The following is a 16,288-nucleotide window of genomic DNA, read 5'->3' on the forward strand; positions in this document are numbered from 1 at the left end:
TCACTGCGCGGCCACAGCAGCGGCGCGCGCCAGATTGGTCTCGTATTGTCCCTTGGCGGACAGATATTGCTTCGGCCAGTCGACCGCTGTGATGCCGATGCGCGCGGCTTCGTGCAGCGTCCAGGCCGGGTCGGCGAGATGCGGCCGCGCAATCGCGCAGAGATCCGCGCGGCCGGCCGCGAGAATCGAGTTGGCGTGATCGGCCTCGGAGATCGCGCCGACTGCAATCGTCCCGATGCCGACTTCGTTGCGGATCAGATCGGCGAACGGCGTCTGGAACAGGCGGCCGTAGATCGGCCGTTCCTCCTTCCAGACCTGTCCCGAGGAGCAATCGATCACGTCTGCTCCCGCCTCCTTGAACATCACGGCGAAGATCGCAGCGTCGGCGGGCGTGTTGCCGCCTTCGGTCCAGTCATGGCAGGACAGCCGCACCGACATCGGCCGATCGGACGGCCACGCCGCGCGCATCGCCCTGAACACCTGCAGCGGAAAACGCGCACGATTTTCGTGGTTGCCGCCATATTCGTCAGTCCGCCGGTTGGTCAGCGGCGAGAGGAAGCTCGACAGCAAATAGCCATGGGCGCAATGAAGCTCGAGCCAATCGACACCGGCGTCGGCTGCACGGCGCGTTGCGGCGACGAAATCGTCGCGCACGCGGTCCATGTCGCTGCGGTTCATTTCCCGCGGCAACTGGCTGTGCGGCAGATAGGGCAGCGCGGAAGCCGAGATCAGCGGCCAATTGCCCGAAGCCAGCGGCTGGTCAATCCCTTCCCAAGCGAGCCGGGTCGATCCCTTCCGCCCGGCATGGCCGAGCTGGATGCCGACCTTGGCGTGTCCGAGGCTGTGGATCAGATCGACCAGCCGGCACCATTGTGCCGCTTGCTCATCGTTCCAGAGCCCGAGACAGCCCGGGGTGATCCTGGCATCCGGTGAGACGCAGGTCATCTCCGCAAAGATCAACGCGGCGCCTCCCATGGCGCGCGCTCCGAGGTGGGCGATGTGGAAGTCGTTGATGAACCCGTCCTTCGCCGAATACATCGCCATCGGCGAGACCATGATGCGGTTCTCCAGCGTGAGGCCGCGCACGCGGTGCGGCGTCAGCATCGGCGGCGGTACCCGTTCGCCGTCCCCGACGGCGATGCCCGAGCGCGCGGCAAACCATCGCTCGAATCCTTCCAACCAGGTACGGTCGCGCAGGCGCAGGTTTTCATGGCTGATGCGCTGCGAACGCGTCAGCATCGAATAGAAGAATTGCGGCGGCTCGAGCGTATCGGCATAGCGCCGGCCGACCACCTCGAACCATTCCATGGCATTACGCGCGGCGTTCTGGATGCGCGCCACGTCGACGCGGCGCACTTCCTCGTAGGCCTCCAGCACGGTCGGGATGCCGTCGCGACCGTGACCATGGCGATCGAACTGGTTGGCGAGCTCGATGGCGTCGTCGAGCGCGAGCTTGGTGCCCGACCCGATGGCGAAATGCGCGGTGTGCGCGGCGTCTCCCATCAGCACGACATGGGAGCGGCCGTTGAACACGCTCCATTTGCCGCAGATCAGGCGGCTGAAATTGAGCCAGGCCGAGCCGCGCAGATGGCGGGCGTTGGTCAAAAGCTTCGCACCGTCGAGCGTCTCGGCAAAGATCTCTTCGCAGAAATCGATCGACCCCTGCTGATCGAGCTCACCCAGCCCGTGAGCATTGTAGGTTTCTTCCGTGGTCTCGACGATGAAGGTCGAGGTCTCCGCATCGAACTTGTAGATATGTGCCTGGAACCAGCCGTGCTCGGTCCTTTGGAAATCGAACGTGAAGGCGTCGAACGCCTTCTTGGTGCCGAGCCAGATGTAGCGGTTCGGCCGGATCACCATGTCCGGCCGGAACTGTTCGGCATAGCGGGCGCGAATCCTGGAGTTGACACCGTCGCAGGCGACGATCAGGTCGGCGTCGGGGAATTCGAGATCAGACTCCACCTCACGCTCGAAGGCGAGCTCGACACCCAGAGCCTCGCAGCGCCTCTGGAGAATGTTGAGCAGATGCTTGCGACCAATGCCGATGAAGCCGTGGCCGGTCGTACGCTGGCGCGTTCCCTTGAAGACCAGCTCGATGTCGTCCCAGTGATTGAAGGCGTTCTCGATCTCGGCCGCGCTCTCGGGGTCGGCAAGGCGCATCGCAGACATCATGGCATCGGAGAACACCACCCCCCAGCCAAACGTATCGTAGGGCTTGTTGCGCTCGACGACCGTGATGACATGTTCCGGATGCCGACGCTTCATCAGCAGGCCCAGATAGAGGCCGGCCGGCCCGCCGCCGATACAGACTATGCGCATGATCCCTCGCTTTCGCGCGTTGCGCCGAGCTCTCACTCAAATTATTTTAAGTATAAAATATTTCCTCGGTGCGTACCTTGTCAAGGCGGTTCTGCAAAGACCTCGGAGGATACGCCACTCAACGCGGCGCCCATGCTGAAATTCAATGTAAACTTGACACAAAGCGGCGCCGATTCCGGATCTCTCGGACCCAGTCTTGAATTTACTTTTGGTACGAACTATCTTGCCGATGTCCACGAGAGCTGCGCCAGCTTTCATAAGCCACGAAGCCCGGGAGATTCGATTGGCACTCGCGAAGGAGTCCACGCCTGTTTCGGCCAGGAATGGGACGGATCAGGAGGCTGAGTACAGGGCTCAAACACGCCTTTGGCTCCGACTGCTCGCCTGCACGACCCTCATCGAAGGCGAGTTGCGGCGCCGGTTTCGCGAAGAGTTCGACTTCACGATGCCCCGCTTCGACGTTCTCGCCCAGCTCGACCGCGAACCGAGCGGGCTTGTGCTGGGAGAGCTGCCCAAGCGCCTGATGGTCTCGGCCGGGAACCTTACGCCAATCGTCGACCGCCTGGTCGCAGATGGATACATCACCCGCACGGCGTCGAACCTCGACCGGCGCGTGCAGATCGTCTGTATGACGGTCGAAGGTCGCAAGATCTTCAGGCGAATGGCCAAGAGCCACGGCGCATGGCTTGCCGAGCTGCTGGCGGATTTCCCGGCAGATCGGTTCGATGGATTGATCGGCGAGCTCGACGAACTCAAGGCCGCCGTCAGGGACGCCTTGCAAAAACCCTAAGCGAATACAACGTCAGCGTCGTAGCTTCACTCCGGCCGCTTCGCGATCCCATGTATCCGTAGTGACGCCGGCATCGCGCAGCACGCCCTTCTTGATCTTGCCGTTCTCCGTCAGCGGCATCTGACTCAGGATTCGCACATAGCGCGGAATGGCGAAATAGGCGATCTGGCCTTCGCAATGCCTGACGATGTCGACGGGCTGTAGCAAGTAGCCCGGTTCCAGCAGAATTGCAGCAGCAACTTCGTCCTCACCCAACTCCGACGGCAGCGGGTAGACCGCGCAGGCAGCGACCGCGGGATGCGACTGGATGGCGTGCTCGACCTCCCACGAGGACACGTTCTCGCCACGCCTGCGGATGGAATCCTTCATGCGATCGATGAAGCGATAATGCCCGTCGCAATCGCGAACGACCCGATCGCCTGAGTGGAACCACAGATTTCGCCAGGCCTCCACTGTCTTCTCCGGCATGCCGAAATAGCCGGACGCGAACGCGAAGGGTTCTCTCGCGCGAAGCACGAGCTCGCCGGCCTCTCCATCCGGCAGCACGGAATCATTCTCGTCGACGATCCGCGCCTCGATGCCAGCGGCCAGGTACCCCATCGTTCCCGCCCGATCCGACGGAATCGTGCCGGCGAACACAAAATTCGTCTCGGTCGACCCGTAGCCGTCGACCAGCGGTACACCGAAGCGCTCGCGGAACGGGCCGTGAATTTGCGGCGGCACGCCGCCGCCAAGCGCGACACGAAGACGATGCATTGACTCGTCTGCGCTCTTCGGCTGCGCCAGGAGCATCGACGCCATCGCACCGAGCAGGTAGCCGACCGTCGCATTGTGCTGTCGCGCGGCAGCCCAAAAGCCGGAAGCAGAGAATTTCGGCTCGAGCACGTACGTGCATCCGTTCAGCAGCGCCTGATAGAACGCATTCAGCGCGTTGGTGTGGAACAGCGGCAGCGTCGTGAACAGCACATCGCCCTCGCGGATTCCGAGCGCCCGCGCCGAATAGATGCCCCACCAGAACAGCTGCGCCTGCGGACAGCACACACCCTTCGCAGGCCCCGTGGTGCCCGACGTATAGAGGATTGCAACGGTGTCACCGGGACGCACGGCGCCCGCTGGGGCTGCGGCTCCAAGAGGCGGCAGCGCGATCGGGGAAAGCCTGGCGCCGATTGCGTCGGCGGCAGCCCCGATGATCCAGGTCCGAGGCGGCAGCTCGACACCCGCCTCGACACTCTCGACCGCGCTGACGAACTGAGCCTCGACGACGAGAAGCGCGGGACGCGAGTTGCGGAAAATGTGGGACAGCTGGGAGCCGCGCAATGCGGTATTGATCGGGACCGCGATCGCCCCCAGCCACGCACAGCCGAGATAGACCTGCAAGAACTCCGGACGGTTCGAGCACATCAGCGCGACCCGATCGCCCGGCTTGATTCCGGTATCGACCAGCGTCTGGGCCGACGCGGCCGCAATCGCCGCGGTCTGCGCAAAGCTCCAACGCGCCTGTCCGGCAACGAGCAGAAGGCGATCGCCGTAACGCTCCGCCTGCCGCGTGAGCATCGTCGAGAGGATGCGCTCAGACGGCGGAAACGACGCCATCGCGCGCGCCCAGGCAGGCGTCACGTCCTCACAGCCGACCACCTCGCTGATGTTCGCCAGCGCATCGTTCTCCATTGCGATCATGCTCGCACCTCAAGGCAACAGCTTGTACTTGCCGTCCTCGATCCGGACCATGATGCGCGAGCGATCGTCGACTCCATGCCGGTCCGCCGGCGTATAGGTGTAGACGCCCTGCGTTCCGACGACCTCCTTGGTGGTGAACAGCGCCTGGCGAATCGCGGTACGGAACTCAGGTGAGCCTGGCTTGGCACCGGTCGCCATCGCACGCTTGGCGGCATCGGCGAAGATCAGCCAGCCGTCGAAGGAATAGGACGAGAATGAATCCGTCGGCGCCTCGCCGTTGGCCTTTTCGAAGGCCGAGCGGAAATCCAGGGCGACCTTCTGGATCGGATTGCTGGCCGGAAGCTGCTCCGCCGCGGTCACAGGTCCCGTCGGGCACATGATGCCGTTGGCGGCTTTGCCGGCCAGACGAAGGAAATCGGCACTGATCAGCCCGTGATTGCCATAGAGCGGTCCCTTATATCCACGCTCGGACAGAGCGATGACCGGCAGCGCGCCTGGCGTGCCGGTGCCGCCGAGCATGATGGCGTCGGGACGCGCGGCGAGTGCGCGCAGCACCTGAGCCGTCACCGAGGCGTCCGACCGGGCGTAGCGTTCATTGGCGATGACCTTGATGCCGGCGGCCTTCGCACTCTGCTCGAGCGAATTGTACATGAGATCGCCGAACGCATCGGAGAAACCGATGAAGGCGACGGTCGTCAGGCCCTTCGCCTTCATGTGATCGACGATTCCTTGCACCAGAAGCGGCGTGGGCTGCGGCGTCTGCACGACCCAGGGATCGCCGTCGCCTGATGGCACCGGTGCGATCGGCGACACCGCGATCATCGGAATCTTCATCTCGATGGCCGCGGTCGCCATCGCGAGCGTCTGGGGAGCGCCGGACGTGCCGATCAGGATATCGACCTTCTCTTGCTCGACCAGCTTGCGCGCATTGCGTGCCGACGCGGTCGGATCAGAGCCGTCATCGAGCTGGATGACCCGCAGCTTCTCGCCGCCGATCTCGCCGATATAGGCCTGACCTGCCGCGATCCCCTTCGCGTTGGGAATACCGATCGATGACACCGGCCCACTGAGGCCCGTAACGAATCCGACGAGGATCTCGGCCTGCGCGAATTGCGGAACGGCAAGCAGCAATGCAGTGGAAGCCACCAGGCTCTTGATCAAGTTCATGGCACCTGTCTTTCGGGAGAATTTCTTGTTCTGATTGGCGAGCGCCATGGATTGGGCTCAAGTCGACGACACCAGAGCGATGACTCGAAGCGGGCTGCCGGAGCCGTTCTGGATCTTCAGAGGCGAAGCCACGATGACGGCGCCGGTGGCCGGAAGCTGATCCAGGTTACACAGGCATTGCAGGCCGTAGCGGCCCGCGCCGTGCAGGAAGTGATGCGCCGGATAAGGCGGCTCGAAGTGTCCGGCCTGCCCCGCATCCGTGCCGATGGTTTCGGTACCGAAACCGATGACACCGCGCTCCTCCACCAGCCACTTCATCACCGCCGGGTTTGGGCCCGGCGTATGCGCGCCGTCGTCCCTGAGATTGGAGTAGTCGCGCCAGCTCTTCTTCGACCAGTCGGTCCTGAGCAACACCCAATTCCGCTCGGGGATACGGCCGTGCCTGGCTTCGAAGGCTTCGACAATCGGGACGGTCAGCAGGAAATCGGGATCCTGCGCCGCCTGCGCCGAGCAGTCGATGACACAGGCCGGTGCGATCATGTCCTTGGCCGGCATCGTGTCGACGGCATTGTTCGGCAGGTTCTTGCCGGTGAACCAGTGAATCGGCGCATCGAAATGCGTGCCGGTGTGTTCGCCGAACGTAACGTTGTTCCAGTACCAGGCCGGGCCGCGACCATCGTATCGCGATATCTCCTGGATGCGGACAGGCGCGGCCTGACCGAACTCCGGCGGGAGGACGATGACCGGAAAGTCCGGACTGAGTGTGAAGGTCAGATCGACGACGCGCACCGCGCCGGAAGAAACCGCACTCGCCAGCTCCAGGAGACTCTTGCTTTGCATCGTCACGTCCTCCAGCTCGGTTGAAATCCCGCTTCTTATCTGTCGAGCTCGCGCTCGAGCGCTTTCGGATTGGCCGCGAGACGTTGCCGGATCTCTTCGGCGACATCTCCGACATACATCTCCTCGAGCCCCTTCTTGAGGCCCGACACGATCGCCTGTGCGATCACGCGCGGCGCGACCTTCGGCGGCGGCACGGTCTGGAACCATTCGGTGTCGACAGGGCCGGTGAACAGGTTCATCACCCGGACGCCGCCGGGCCGCAGCTCCGCGCGCAAGCAATGCGACAGCGACAGGCACGCCGCTTGCGAGGCCGAGTAGGCGCCGAAGGCAGGCCAGTTCGCCAGCGCATAGACCGAGAGAATATTGACCCATGCGGCACTGCTGTTGATACCGTCGGCACCGCGCATCCGCATGGCGGGGCCAAAGGCTTGAGCGAGATTGATGAAGCCGAGATAGGCCTGATCGATCTCGTCGCGTGCGATGCTCGTGCCCCTGCGGTCGAGCAGGCCGCCCGGCCGGACATATTCGGTCGTGTTGACGAGAATATCGACCTTGCCGCCGATATCGGCCGCAAGATCGGTAGTCGATTTTTCGTCAGCCGCATCGAGAGTCACGATCTCGATCCCGTCCTGACCGCGCAGCCGCTCTTCGCCGGCGAACGGTCGCCATGGTTCGGCAATGCCGACGAACACCGTCTTGGCGCCCGCCGCCTTCAAAGCGGCGACGGCTTCCTGACCGATGACGCTGCGGCCGTTGGTGACGAGCGCGCGACGGAATTTCGGATCGGCCGTCATTTCCCGCCACTGCTTGTCGTCTGCCATGTTGGGAGTCTCCGCTTCGGGATGGGCAAAGGCCACCGCCTGGCCGCTCTTGTCCAGTTGCAACGACATGCTGACGGCCGCCCCCTCAGCGCAGTCGGCATGAAGATGTGCGACGATCGTCGGACCGCAATCCATCTTGATGAGGCCGATCCGCCACGGCGCTCGTTCGCGGAAATAGACGTCGCTTGGTACGCGCGCCGTTGTCTCGGCAAGCAGTACACCTCGCCGCGGCGCATCGACGAAAGCGAGGCCGGCCGAAAGACAAGACGGGCAGGCTTCGCGCGCCGGATAGGCAAAGGCGCCGCAAGCCTCGCAGCGCTGCAGCATAAAGCGGCCTTCGGCGGCCGCGCGCGTGAACCCGTGCGACATCCTGCTGCGCGGTCGCGGTGGCGAGGCCGGTAGCCGCGTCCGCAGCAGCGGGTTCTTGCGCCGGGGCGGCTTGATCGGCTCTATCATCGCGAAGGTCCAGCAAGGATCGCGGCGCCCGAGGCGAGACCACGATCATAATTGATCATACCGAACCCCGAGGCCAGAGCGAGGCTCGCATTTCTGACCTGCGTGGGACCGGCACTGCCCAGAACCTGCCGCAGCCCTTCAACGAGACCGAGATAGGCGCCGGCGGCACCGGCCTGCCCGACCGAGAGCTGTCCGCCCGAGGTGTTGTGCGGGAAGTCGCCGTCTATGGTGAGATCGTGTTGGCGCACGAACTCGGCGCCCTCGCCCTTCTTGCAGAAGCCGAGATCCTCGAACTGCATCATCGTGATGACGGGATAGTCGTCATAGGTCTGCACGACATCGAGATCGTCAGGCTTCACGCCGGCCATCGCATAGAGCTCGCCGACGTCCATCGCCCAGCCGCCGCGCACCTGCATCGGATCGTCGGCAAAGGCATTGTGCCGCTCGATCGTCGAAAGGAGTCGCGCGGCCGGCAGCTGCAGCGATGACGCCGTCTCATCGCGCATCACGAGGAAAGCCTCCGCGCCCGCACAGGGCATCACGCAATCAAACAGGTGGATCGGATCGGAAATCGGCCGGGCCGCCAGGTATTGCTCGAGCGTGAGCGGCGCCTTCATCAGCGCATGCGGGTTGCGGACGGCATTGGCGCGCTGGGCGACAGCGATCTTGCCGACATCCTCGCGCGCGACGCCGAACATTCGCATATAGTTGCGCGCAATCAGCGCAAAGCTGGCATTGGCACCGCCCGCGCCGTAAGGATAGACGGCGTCCTGATTGAACCGCGAGAAATTCTCCAGCGTCAGCCTGAACGAATCGACGTGATTGGTGTCGCCAGCGACGCACGCCACGATGTCGGCGTCGCGCGCCTGAACCGCGCGCGCCGCCTTGCGCAGCGCCGCGATGGCGCTGGCGCCGCCGAGCGGGATCGTATCCAACCACCGGACGCAAAGCCCGAAATGCTGCGTCAATCCGATGCCACTGTCCGTGCCCATGGTGAAACTGGAGACGCACAGGCCGTCGATGTCGGACGCCTTGATGCCGGCCTGCGCGACGAGCGCACTCAGCGCCCGCCCGATCCACCACTGCGCGCTCTCGATGGAGTAGCGCACGTAGGGAATCGTGACGGGAGCCGCGATCACGACGCCGTCATATGGTGCGCGCAAGGTGTTGGTCACCGACCGCCCTCGTTCATCCGCTCAGACCACCGTCAGTTTCACGTCAATATTGCCGCGGGTTGCGTTCGAATAGGGGCAACGCTCATGCGCACTGGCAACGACCTCTTCGGCCGTAGCCTTCTCGACACCGGGCAGGTTGACTTTCAGCTCGACAGCGAGCGCATATCCGACGGGCACCGGCCCCATCGCGACCTTCGCAGTCACGGACGGCTCGGCAGAGGGCACCACCTTCCGCGTGCGCGCGACGAGCTTGACCGCGCCGAGAAAGCAAGCGGCATAGCCGGCCGCAAAGAGCTGCTCGGGATTGGTGCCTTCGCCACCGGGGCCACCCATCGATTTCGGCAAGGACAGGGACACCGACAGCAGACCGTCAGCGCTGGCGGCCTTGCCATCCCGACCTCCGGTCGCCGTCACCTCGGTCTCGTACAGGATCTTTTCGGGGGTCATCATGACTTGTTATCCAGGAACGGTTTTTCGAGGACTAGCGGCTGTTACGGGCAAGTAATGCGCGGAAATCATCGCGGGCCTGGGCGCTCGCCCGCCTGAAGCTCGGCCCGCGGCTGGGCTCGGTGCCATTGAGCTTGCGGAGCTGCACCCACATCTCGGCACTCTTGAGCGCCACGGCCGCGCAGTTGACCACCGGAGCGTGGCCGACCTTCAGGCCATGCTCTCGCCCGATCAAAAGGCCTGGCAACACGCCGGCCGGGATCACGACATCGGCGCCGCGTTCCACCAGCGGGAGCGCGCAGGCGACGAAGTCCTTGATCATGCGGGCTTGCGCGGCAGCGTTTCCGGCGAACGCATCGGCGAAATCCTCCGGCCTGCAGCCAAGGCCGGTCACATGGACGAGGCGATCGCCGAGGCCGTAACGCTCGGCCTGCTCATAGTGCCAGACCTCGAAGACGGGATCGAGCGTCACAAGACCTAGCCGCCGCCCGAGTTGTGAGGCCGCCAGCAACGTCGACTCGCCGGTCCCGATCACGGGAATGTCGAGCGCCGAGCGCAGCTCGTAGAGTCCGGGATCCTGAAAATGCCCCATGACGAAGGCGTCGAACCCGCCCTCCTCCGCCGCGATGCCGTTGTCGATGGCCTGGACTGCACAGCGCAATTCCGCGAGCCGTCCGAACTCGCGGTCCGGCGGACTGATGCCCTCGACGTGAACCGTCGTACCCGGCGCAGCGATGTCGTTTAGGTATTCCGACAGCCGCGCCATGTAGGGCGCGTTCACGCTCGTATCAACAAAGCTCTGCCAGAAGATGCGCATCGTCCTTCTCCTCAAGCGGTGATCGGAGGATCGGTCGTCGGCTGCCGATGAATATATTTCAATCATAAACTAATTCGCGCGTCAAATGCGCGCGGCGGCGAGGGCGGCTAGTGCGGTCAGGGCCAAGGCGAGCACGGCGTTTTCGCTCAGTCGAGGAGCGGAGAAACGCCGCACACTGGCGAAATTGTATGCAACAACATTTTTTTCCGACAGCCCCGTGACACGTGTTGACGGCGCCACCGGAGATACTTTAGGCTTTAAGTAATTCCTCGCCGGTCAAGGACCGGTGGCCATGACAATGATGTTGCAGGGCACCGATTTTGAGAGACTCGATCGTGTGGACAGTCGCCGTGCTCGAACAGCCGGCCTTAGCAGCAGCATCGCCGGTCGCGCATCGCGGCCGCACCGACGACCTTTCATCGCTCCGGAAAAGGCCCGCTTGCATTTGCCGGTGGGCCTGTCGTTCGCGCGGCACGCAACATCATGGCCGCTGAGCGCCCGGGCGAGCATACTCTCTTCGGTCGCGCCCGGTATTTGGCGCCGCAACAATGCTTTCAATCGGTCGGTTCGTCGTTCGGGGACCCCGCGCGGCAGCATCGAAGCATTCCTATCCAGCATCAACGGAGGAGAACGCATATGCGCAAGGCTCTGAGCTTACTTGCACTTGCCGCCGGCATCGTCACAGCCCCGGCCGCGCGGGCCGATATCACCATCGGCTTCGTCACCTCGCTCAGCGGCAACGGCTCGTCGATCGGCATCCCTTACGGGCGCGGCATCAACGCGGCGTATGAATACAAGAAGACCGTCAACGGCGAGACCATCCGCCTGATCCAGCTCGACGACGGCTCCGACCCGTCGGCCGCGACCCGCAACGCGCGCAAGCTGGTGGAAGAAGAGAAGGTCGACCTCCTGATCGGCACCGCGACGGCGCCTTCGACCATCGCCATGGCGGCGGTGGCGAGCGAATTGAAAGTGCCGATGATCGCGGTCTCGCCGATCGGCAAACTTCCGGAAACACCCGAGCAGTGGGTGGTGTCGGTGCCGCAGCCTGCATCCCTTCTCGTCAAGATCATCGCCGATCGCATGAAGCGCGATGGCATGAAGAACGTCGGCTATATCGGCTTCTCCGACGCGTGGGGGGACCTCGTCTACAACGGCGCCAAGGCGGCGGAGGCTGCCGGCGACGTCAAGATCCAGACCAACGAGCGCTATGCGCGCACCGACACTTCGGTCACCGCGCAGATCCTCAAAGTGCTTGCGGCGCGGCCGGACGCCGTGCTGGACGGCGGCTCGGGGACGCAAGGCGCGCTGCCTCTCCTCAGCCTGGCGGAGCGCGGCTTCAAGGGAAACACCTACGGCACGGTGGCGCTTGTCAATCCGGACTTCGTGAACGTCGGCGGCAAGGCGGCCGAAGGCATCCAGGTCTCCGCCGGCCCCGTCATCGTGGCCGAGCAGCTGCCCGACGAACACTTCGCCAAGAAGATCGCGCTGGATTTCCGCAGCGTCTACCAGAAGGTCCATAACATCCCGACCACCGACGGCTTCTCCGCCTACTCCTTCGACGCCTGGCTGATCTTCGCCAACGCAGCGGAGCGCGCGCTCAAGACGGCGAAAGCCGGCACGGCGGAATTCCGCACCGCCCTGCGGGATGCGATCCTCAGCACCAAGGAGCTGCCGGGCGTGCATGCCATCTACAACTTCAAGCCCGGCGCGGTGACCGGCGTCGATGAGCGCGCGCTGGTCGTGGTGCGCCTGACGGGCGGCGCCTGGAAATACGCGCCGTAGTCGGACGGCGGCAGGCCACCAGAACAAGGGGACGGCGTTCTCAATGACGAGCGACATCGCAGCCATTCTTGCGATCGACGGGATCGCCACCGGCGCAGTCTATGCGCTGGTGGCGATCGGGACCGTCCTCATCTTCACCGTGACACGGGTCATCTTCATTCCCTTTGGCGACATCGCGGCCTTCACGGCGCTGACGCTGGCGGCGCTCGATGCGAAGCGCTTTCCGGGCACGGGCGCGCTGGTCGTCATCCTGGCGTGCCTCGCAACTCTGATCGAAATCATCTCGCTGCTGCGCAACGGCGAGCTTCGGCTGCTTCCGCGCGCTCTCTTCTTCTACCTCGCATTGCCGCTGGCCGTGATTGGCCTCGCCTGGCTGACCATGCGCGCCGAGCCGCCGCTCGCCATCAGGCTCGTGCTGGCCTTGATGCTGATCACCCCGATCGCCCCGCTGCTGGACCGGATCGTCTTCCGCCCTATTGCGGACGGAACGGTGCTGCTGCTCCTGACCGTCTCCGTCGCCCTGCACTTCGCGCTGGTCGGCCTTGGGCTGCTCTTCTTCGGTCCCGAGGGTGTCAGGACCGAGCCGCTGACGTCATTGTCGACCGAATTTGCGGGCGTGCTGATCTCGGGCCAGACCATGCTGATCGTGATCGCAGCCCTCGTCTTCTCTGGCCTGCTCTATCTCTTCTTCGACTTCACGCTGGTCGGTAAATCGCTCCGCGCCACAGCCGTGAACCGCACCGGCTCCCGCCTGATGGGCATACGTCCCGCCCGCGCCGGTACCATCGCCTATCTCCTGGGCTCGCTGATGGCCGGCGTCTCCGGCATCCTGATCGCGCCCGTCAACACCGTATTCTACGATTCCGGCTTCCTGATCGGCCTCAAGGCCTTCGTCGGCGCCATCGTCGGCGGCATGACCAGCTATCCCGGCGCGGCCATCGGCGCCGTCGGCGTCGGTATCCTCGAGAGCTTCGCATCCTTCGAGAGCAGCGCGCTGAAGGATGTCATCGTGTTCTCGCTTCTGATCCCGATCCTGATCTGGCGATCCCTCGCGTCGCTGCATTCCGAGGAGGAGATCGAGGAATGACGCGCCTTCACGTTCAGCTCGCGGCGGTGGCGGCGGTAGCGTGCCTCGCGCTCGCGCCACTCGTGCTCAGCCCCTTCAGCATCACGCTGATGAACTATATCGGCATCTATTCGCTGGTCGCGATCGGCCTTGCCCTGCTTACCGGCGTCGGCGGCATCGTGTCCTTCGGGCAGGCCGCCTTCGTCGGCGTCGCGGCCTATGCCACCGCCTGGGTCTCTGCTCTGAATGGATATTCCCCGTGGCTCGGCCTCGTGTTCGGGGTGGCGCTGACCTGCGGTGTCGCGACCGTCCTCGGCGTCGTCACCTTGCGGCTCCAGGGCCATTTCCTGTCGCTCTCGACCGTCGCCTGGGGGCTCGCCATCGGCTTCCTGTTCGGCAATGTCGAGGGGCTCGGGCGCTTCAACGGCATCTCGTCGATCCCGCCGATCAGTCTCGGATCGTTCGCGCTCGTCTCGAGCGCCCAGATCTATTTCCTGATCTGGGGCATCGTCGTCGTGGTGCTTTTCCTCGGATACAATCTCCTCGACTCCCGGCTCGGCCGCGCCATGCGCGCGCTGCGCGGCGGCAATATCCTGGTCGAAAGCCTCGGCATCAATGCCTTCCGGATCAAGCTCGTGACCTTCGTGATCGCGGCCTTCCTCGCCTCGCTCTCCGGCTGGCTCTACGCCCATATGAGCCGCTTCATCAGCCCGGGCCCGTTCGATGCCGGCATGGACATCGAATATCTGATGATGTCGATGGTCGGCGGCGCCGGCAGCCTGCTCGGCGGCGTCGTGGGCGCCGCTATCGTCACCTTGCTCAAGAACAGCGTGCAGGACTATCTGCCGCTGATCGCCAAGGGCGCGTCCGGCCAGCTCGAGATCGTCGCCTTCTCCGCGCTGTTCATCCTGTTCCTGCAATGGGCGCGGCAGGGCATCGTGCCGTTCGTCGCGCGCTACTTGCCGAAGATCAAGCGCGGACGGCCGCCAGCCGCCCCGCCCCTGCCTCGCCGTCCCCAGCCGACACCGGGCGAACTGCTTCTGAAGGTCGACGGCGCCGAGCGGCGCTTCGGCGGTCTGGTCGCAGTCAACAATGTCAGCTTCGAGGTCCGCTCCGGCGAGATCCTCGCCGTCATCGGCCCGAACGGCGCCGGCAAGAGCACGATGTTCAACTGCCTGACGGGCGCGCTCAGGGTCAACAAGGGCGAGATCGTCTTTGCCGGGCGCGCCATCACGCACGATGCCCAATCCCGCATCGCCAAGAATGGAATCGCCAGGACCTTCCAGCATGTGAAGCTGCGGCCGCGCATGAGCCTGCTCGAAAACGTCATGCTCGGCACCTACGCGCGCACCAGCACGGGCCTGTTCGCCGGCGCCTTCCGCCTCAACCAGGGCGAGGAAGCCAGCGCCCGGCACGAGGCCTTGAAGCAGCTCGAACGCGTCGGTCTCGGCGACAAGCCGTTCGAGCTCGCGGGCAATCTGCCGCTCGGCAACCAGCGCATCCTGGAGATCGCGCGCGCGCTCGCCGCAGACCCGGCGCTGCTGGTGCTGGACGAGCCGGCCGCGGGCCTGCGCCGGCAGGAGAAGCTCAGGCTTGCGGAGCTGCTCCGCTCGCTGCGGTCGGACCATCTGACCATCCTGATCGTCGAGCATGACATGGAGTTCGTGATGTCGCTGGTCGACCGCATCGTCGTGCTCGACTTCGGCTCCAAGCTCTGCGAAGGCGCGCCCGCCGCGATCCGGAGCGACGAACGGGTGCAAGAGGCCTATCTCGGAGGCGTCGCGTGAGCGAGATGTTTTCCATGACGGATGTGACCGTCTGCTACGACAATGTCGAAGCGGTCCGCAACGTCTCGCTGTCGGTCGAGGAAGGCCAGATCGTCACCGTGATCGGCCCGAACGGCGCCGGCAAGACCACGCTGCTGATGGCCGCCATCGGGCTGCTCGCCTCCCGCGGCCGCCTCGTCTTTCAGGGCAACGACATCGGCAGGATGTCCGTCGAGGACCGCGTCGAGCGCCGGCTGTGCCTCGTGCCGGAGAAGCGCGAGCTGTTCTCCGACATGTCGGTCGCCGACAATCTCCTGCTCGGCTCCTACAGCCTGCGGGACCGCTCGGGCGTCCAGAAGACGCTGGACGAGGTCTATGATCGCTTTCCGCGCCTGAAGGAGCGGCAGCGCCAGGCCGCCGGCACCCTCTCCGGCGGCGAGCGCCAGATGCTGGCGCTCGGGCGCGCGCTGATGGCGAGGCCCAAGCTGCTCATGCTCGACGAGCCCAGCCTCGGCCTCGCACCGCTGATCGTGCGCGAGATCTTCCGCACCATCGCCTCGCTGCGCGATCTCGGCGTCTCGATCCTGCTGGTCGAGCAGAACGCCCGGGCCGCGCTGGAGACGGCCGACTACGGCTATGTGCTCGAGACCGGTGAGATCGTGCAGTCCGGCCCCGCCAAGGATCTCATCCACGATAAGAGGCTGATCACGGCCTATCTCGGCGGGCACTAGCGCCGCCACAACAAAACGTCGAAAACAACCCCATGCACAGTAGCCGGTGACAGCGATTTCAATGACTTGGCGGCCAGCCTTACGGATTTTGCGAATCCAAGTTGCTCCGTCGGGCAAAACAGGGGCATAATGCCATCATCGCTGGTCCCGGGTGCCGACCGCTTCGACCGCCAACCGGACTTCCGTTTACATGCAGGACGATCGCATATGACTGGTGGCGGCGCCTGTGCGCACGCCTCGTCCTTCGAGACGGCGCTGACGCGCCTCCTCAGGATGAGGCTATCAGCATCAGTGCTCGTTGAAACTGTTGCCGCGCATTCCGTCCTCATCCTGAAGGAGCCCGCCTAAAGCGGGCGTCTCGAAGGATGGCCGCAGGGAAGAGCTCTCAAATGCGATAGCTCTGCGTTTTCACAAGCACACTGCAGACGCGC

Annotated in this window: 13 protein-coding genes; 5 read left to right on the top strand and 8 right to left on the bottom strand. The window is 64.4% G+C overall.

The features are described from left to right. On the bottom strand, positions 1 to 2,319 hold the full coding sequence (locus tag N2604_RS31335) for a bifunctional salicylyl-CoA 5-hydroxylase/oxidoreductase (RefSeq protein ID WP_260371867.1): 2,319 nt from the start codon (positions 2,317 to 2,319) through the stop codon (positions 1 to 3). 283 nt (positions 2,320 to 2,602) lie between these two features. On the opposite strand from N2604_RS31335, the gene N2604_RS31340 reads away from it, so the two are divergent. After that, complete coding sequence (locus N2604_RS31340; RefSeq protein WP_260371868.1) at positions 2,603 to 3,109, top strand: MarR family winged helix-turn-helix transcriptional regulator; 507 nt, start codon at positions 2,603 to 2,605, stop codon at positions 3,107 to 3,109. A 12-nt stretch (positions 3,110 to 3,121) separates the two neighbouring features. Here N2604_RS31340 and N2604_RS31345 read toward each other — a convergent pair whose 3' ends face one another. From N2604_RS31345 to N2604_RS31375, 7 genes are read right to left on the bottom strand one after another with little or no spacing between them, the layout of a single operon-like run. Beyond that, positions 3,122 to 4,777, bottom strand: coding sequence for an ATP-dependent acyl-CoA ligase (locus N2604_RS31345; RefSeq protein WP_409241752.1), 1,656 nt, complete (start codon positions 4,775 to 4,777; stop codon positions 3,122 to 3,124). 18 nt (positions 4,778 to 4,795) lie between these two features. Continuing rightward, positions 4,796 to 5,953: an ABC transporter substrate-binding protein gene (locus N2604_RS31350; protein WP_260371870.1), complete on the bottom strand. Its 1,158-nt coding sequence runs from the start codon at positions 5,951 to 5,953 to the stop codon at positions 4,796 to 4,798. Between the two features lie 57 nt (positions 5,954 to 6,010). After that, positions 6,011 to 6,793 carry a cyclase family protein gene (locus tag N2604_RS31355; protein WP_260371871.1) on the bottom strand — a complete coding sequence of 261 codons (783 nt, stop codon included), beginning with the start codon at positions 6,791 to 6,793 and terminating at the stop codon, positions 6,011 to 6,013. 35 nt (positions 6,794 to 6,828) lie between these two features. Beyond that, positions 6,829 to 8,070 (bottom strand): SDR family NAD(P)-dependent oxidoreductase, encoded by a 1,242-nt coding sequence (locus N2604_RS31360; RefSeq protein WP_260371872.1) that lies wholly within the window; start codon positions 8,068 to 8,070, stop codon positions 6,829 to 6,831. After that, positions 8,067 to 9,245 carry a thiolase family protein gene (locus N2604_RS31365; RefSeq protein WP_260371873.1) on the bottom strand — a complete coding sequence of 393 codons (1,179 nt, stop codon included), beginning with the start codon at positions 9,243 to 9,245 and terminating at the stop codon, positions 8,067 to 8,069. Before N2604_RS31365 ends, N2604_RS31360 begins: the two co-directional genes overlap by 4 nt. Positions 9,246 to 9,266: 21 nt before the next feature. After that, a complete protein-coding gene (locus N2604_RS31370; protein WP_311739673.1) occupies positions 9,267 to 9,695 on the bottom strand; it encodes an organic hydroperoxide resistance protein in 429 nt (142 codons plus the stop codon). Positions 9,696 to 9,726: 31 nt separating this feature from the next. Continuing rightward, positions 9,727 to 10,509 carry an aspartate/glutamate racemase family protein gene (locus tag N2604_RS31375; protein WP_260371875.1) on the bottom strand — a complete coding sequence of 261 codons (783 nt, stop codon included), beginning with the start codon at positions 10,507 to 10,509 and terminating at the stop codon, positions 9,727 to 9,729. Between the two features lie 636 nt (positions 10,510 to 11,145). On the opposite strand from N2604_RS31375, the gene N2604_RS31380 reads away from it, so the two are divergent. Genes N2604_RS31380 through N2604_RS31395 form a run of 4 tightly spaced genes read left to right on the top strand, consistent with a single transcriptional unit; the run spans position 11,146 to position 15,857 of the window. Continuing rightward, on the top strand, positions 11,146 to 12,294 hold the full coding sequence (locus tag N2604_RS31380) for an ABC transporter substrate-binding protein (protein ID WP_260371876.1): 1,149 nt from the start codon (positions 11,146 to 11,148) through the stop codon (positions 12,292 to 12,294). Between the two features lie 43 nt (positions 12,295 to 12,337). Continuing rightward, positions 12,338 to 13,381 (top strand): branched-chain amino acid ABC transporter permease, encoded by a 1,044-nt coding sequence (locus N2604_RS31385; RefSeq protein WP_260371877.1) that lies wholly within the window; start codon positions 12,338 to 12,340, stop codon positions 13,379 to 13,381. Next, complete coding sequence (locus N2604_RS31390; RefSeq protein ID WP_260371878.1) at positions 13,378 to 15,147, top strand: branched-chain amino acid ABC transporter ATP-binding protein/permease; 1,770 nt, start codon at positions 13,378 to 13,380, stop codon at positions 15,145 to 15,147. The genes N2604_RS31385 and N2604_RS31390 overlap by 4 nt, the downstream gene beginning before the upstream one ends. Beyond that, positions 15,144 to 15,857 (top strand): ABC transporter ATP-binding protein, encoded by a 714-nt coding sequence (locus N2604_RS31395; protein WP_260371879.1) that lies wholly within the window; start codon positions 15,144 to 15,146, stop codon positions 15,855 to 15,857. The genes N2604_RS31390 and N2604_RS31395 overlap by 4 nt, the downstream gene beginning before the upstream one ends. The last annotated feature ends 431 nt before the right edge of the window (positions 15,858 to 16,288 follow it).

The sequence above is a fragment of the Bradyrhizobium sp. CB1015 genome (genome assembly GCF_025200925.1).
In the GTDB taxonomy this organism is placed as follows: Bacteria; Pseudomonadota; Alphaproteobacteria; order Rhizobiales; family Xanthobacteraceae; genus Bradyrhizobium.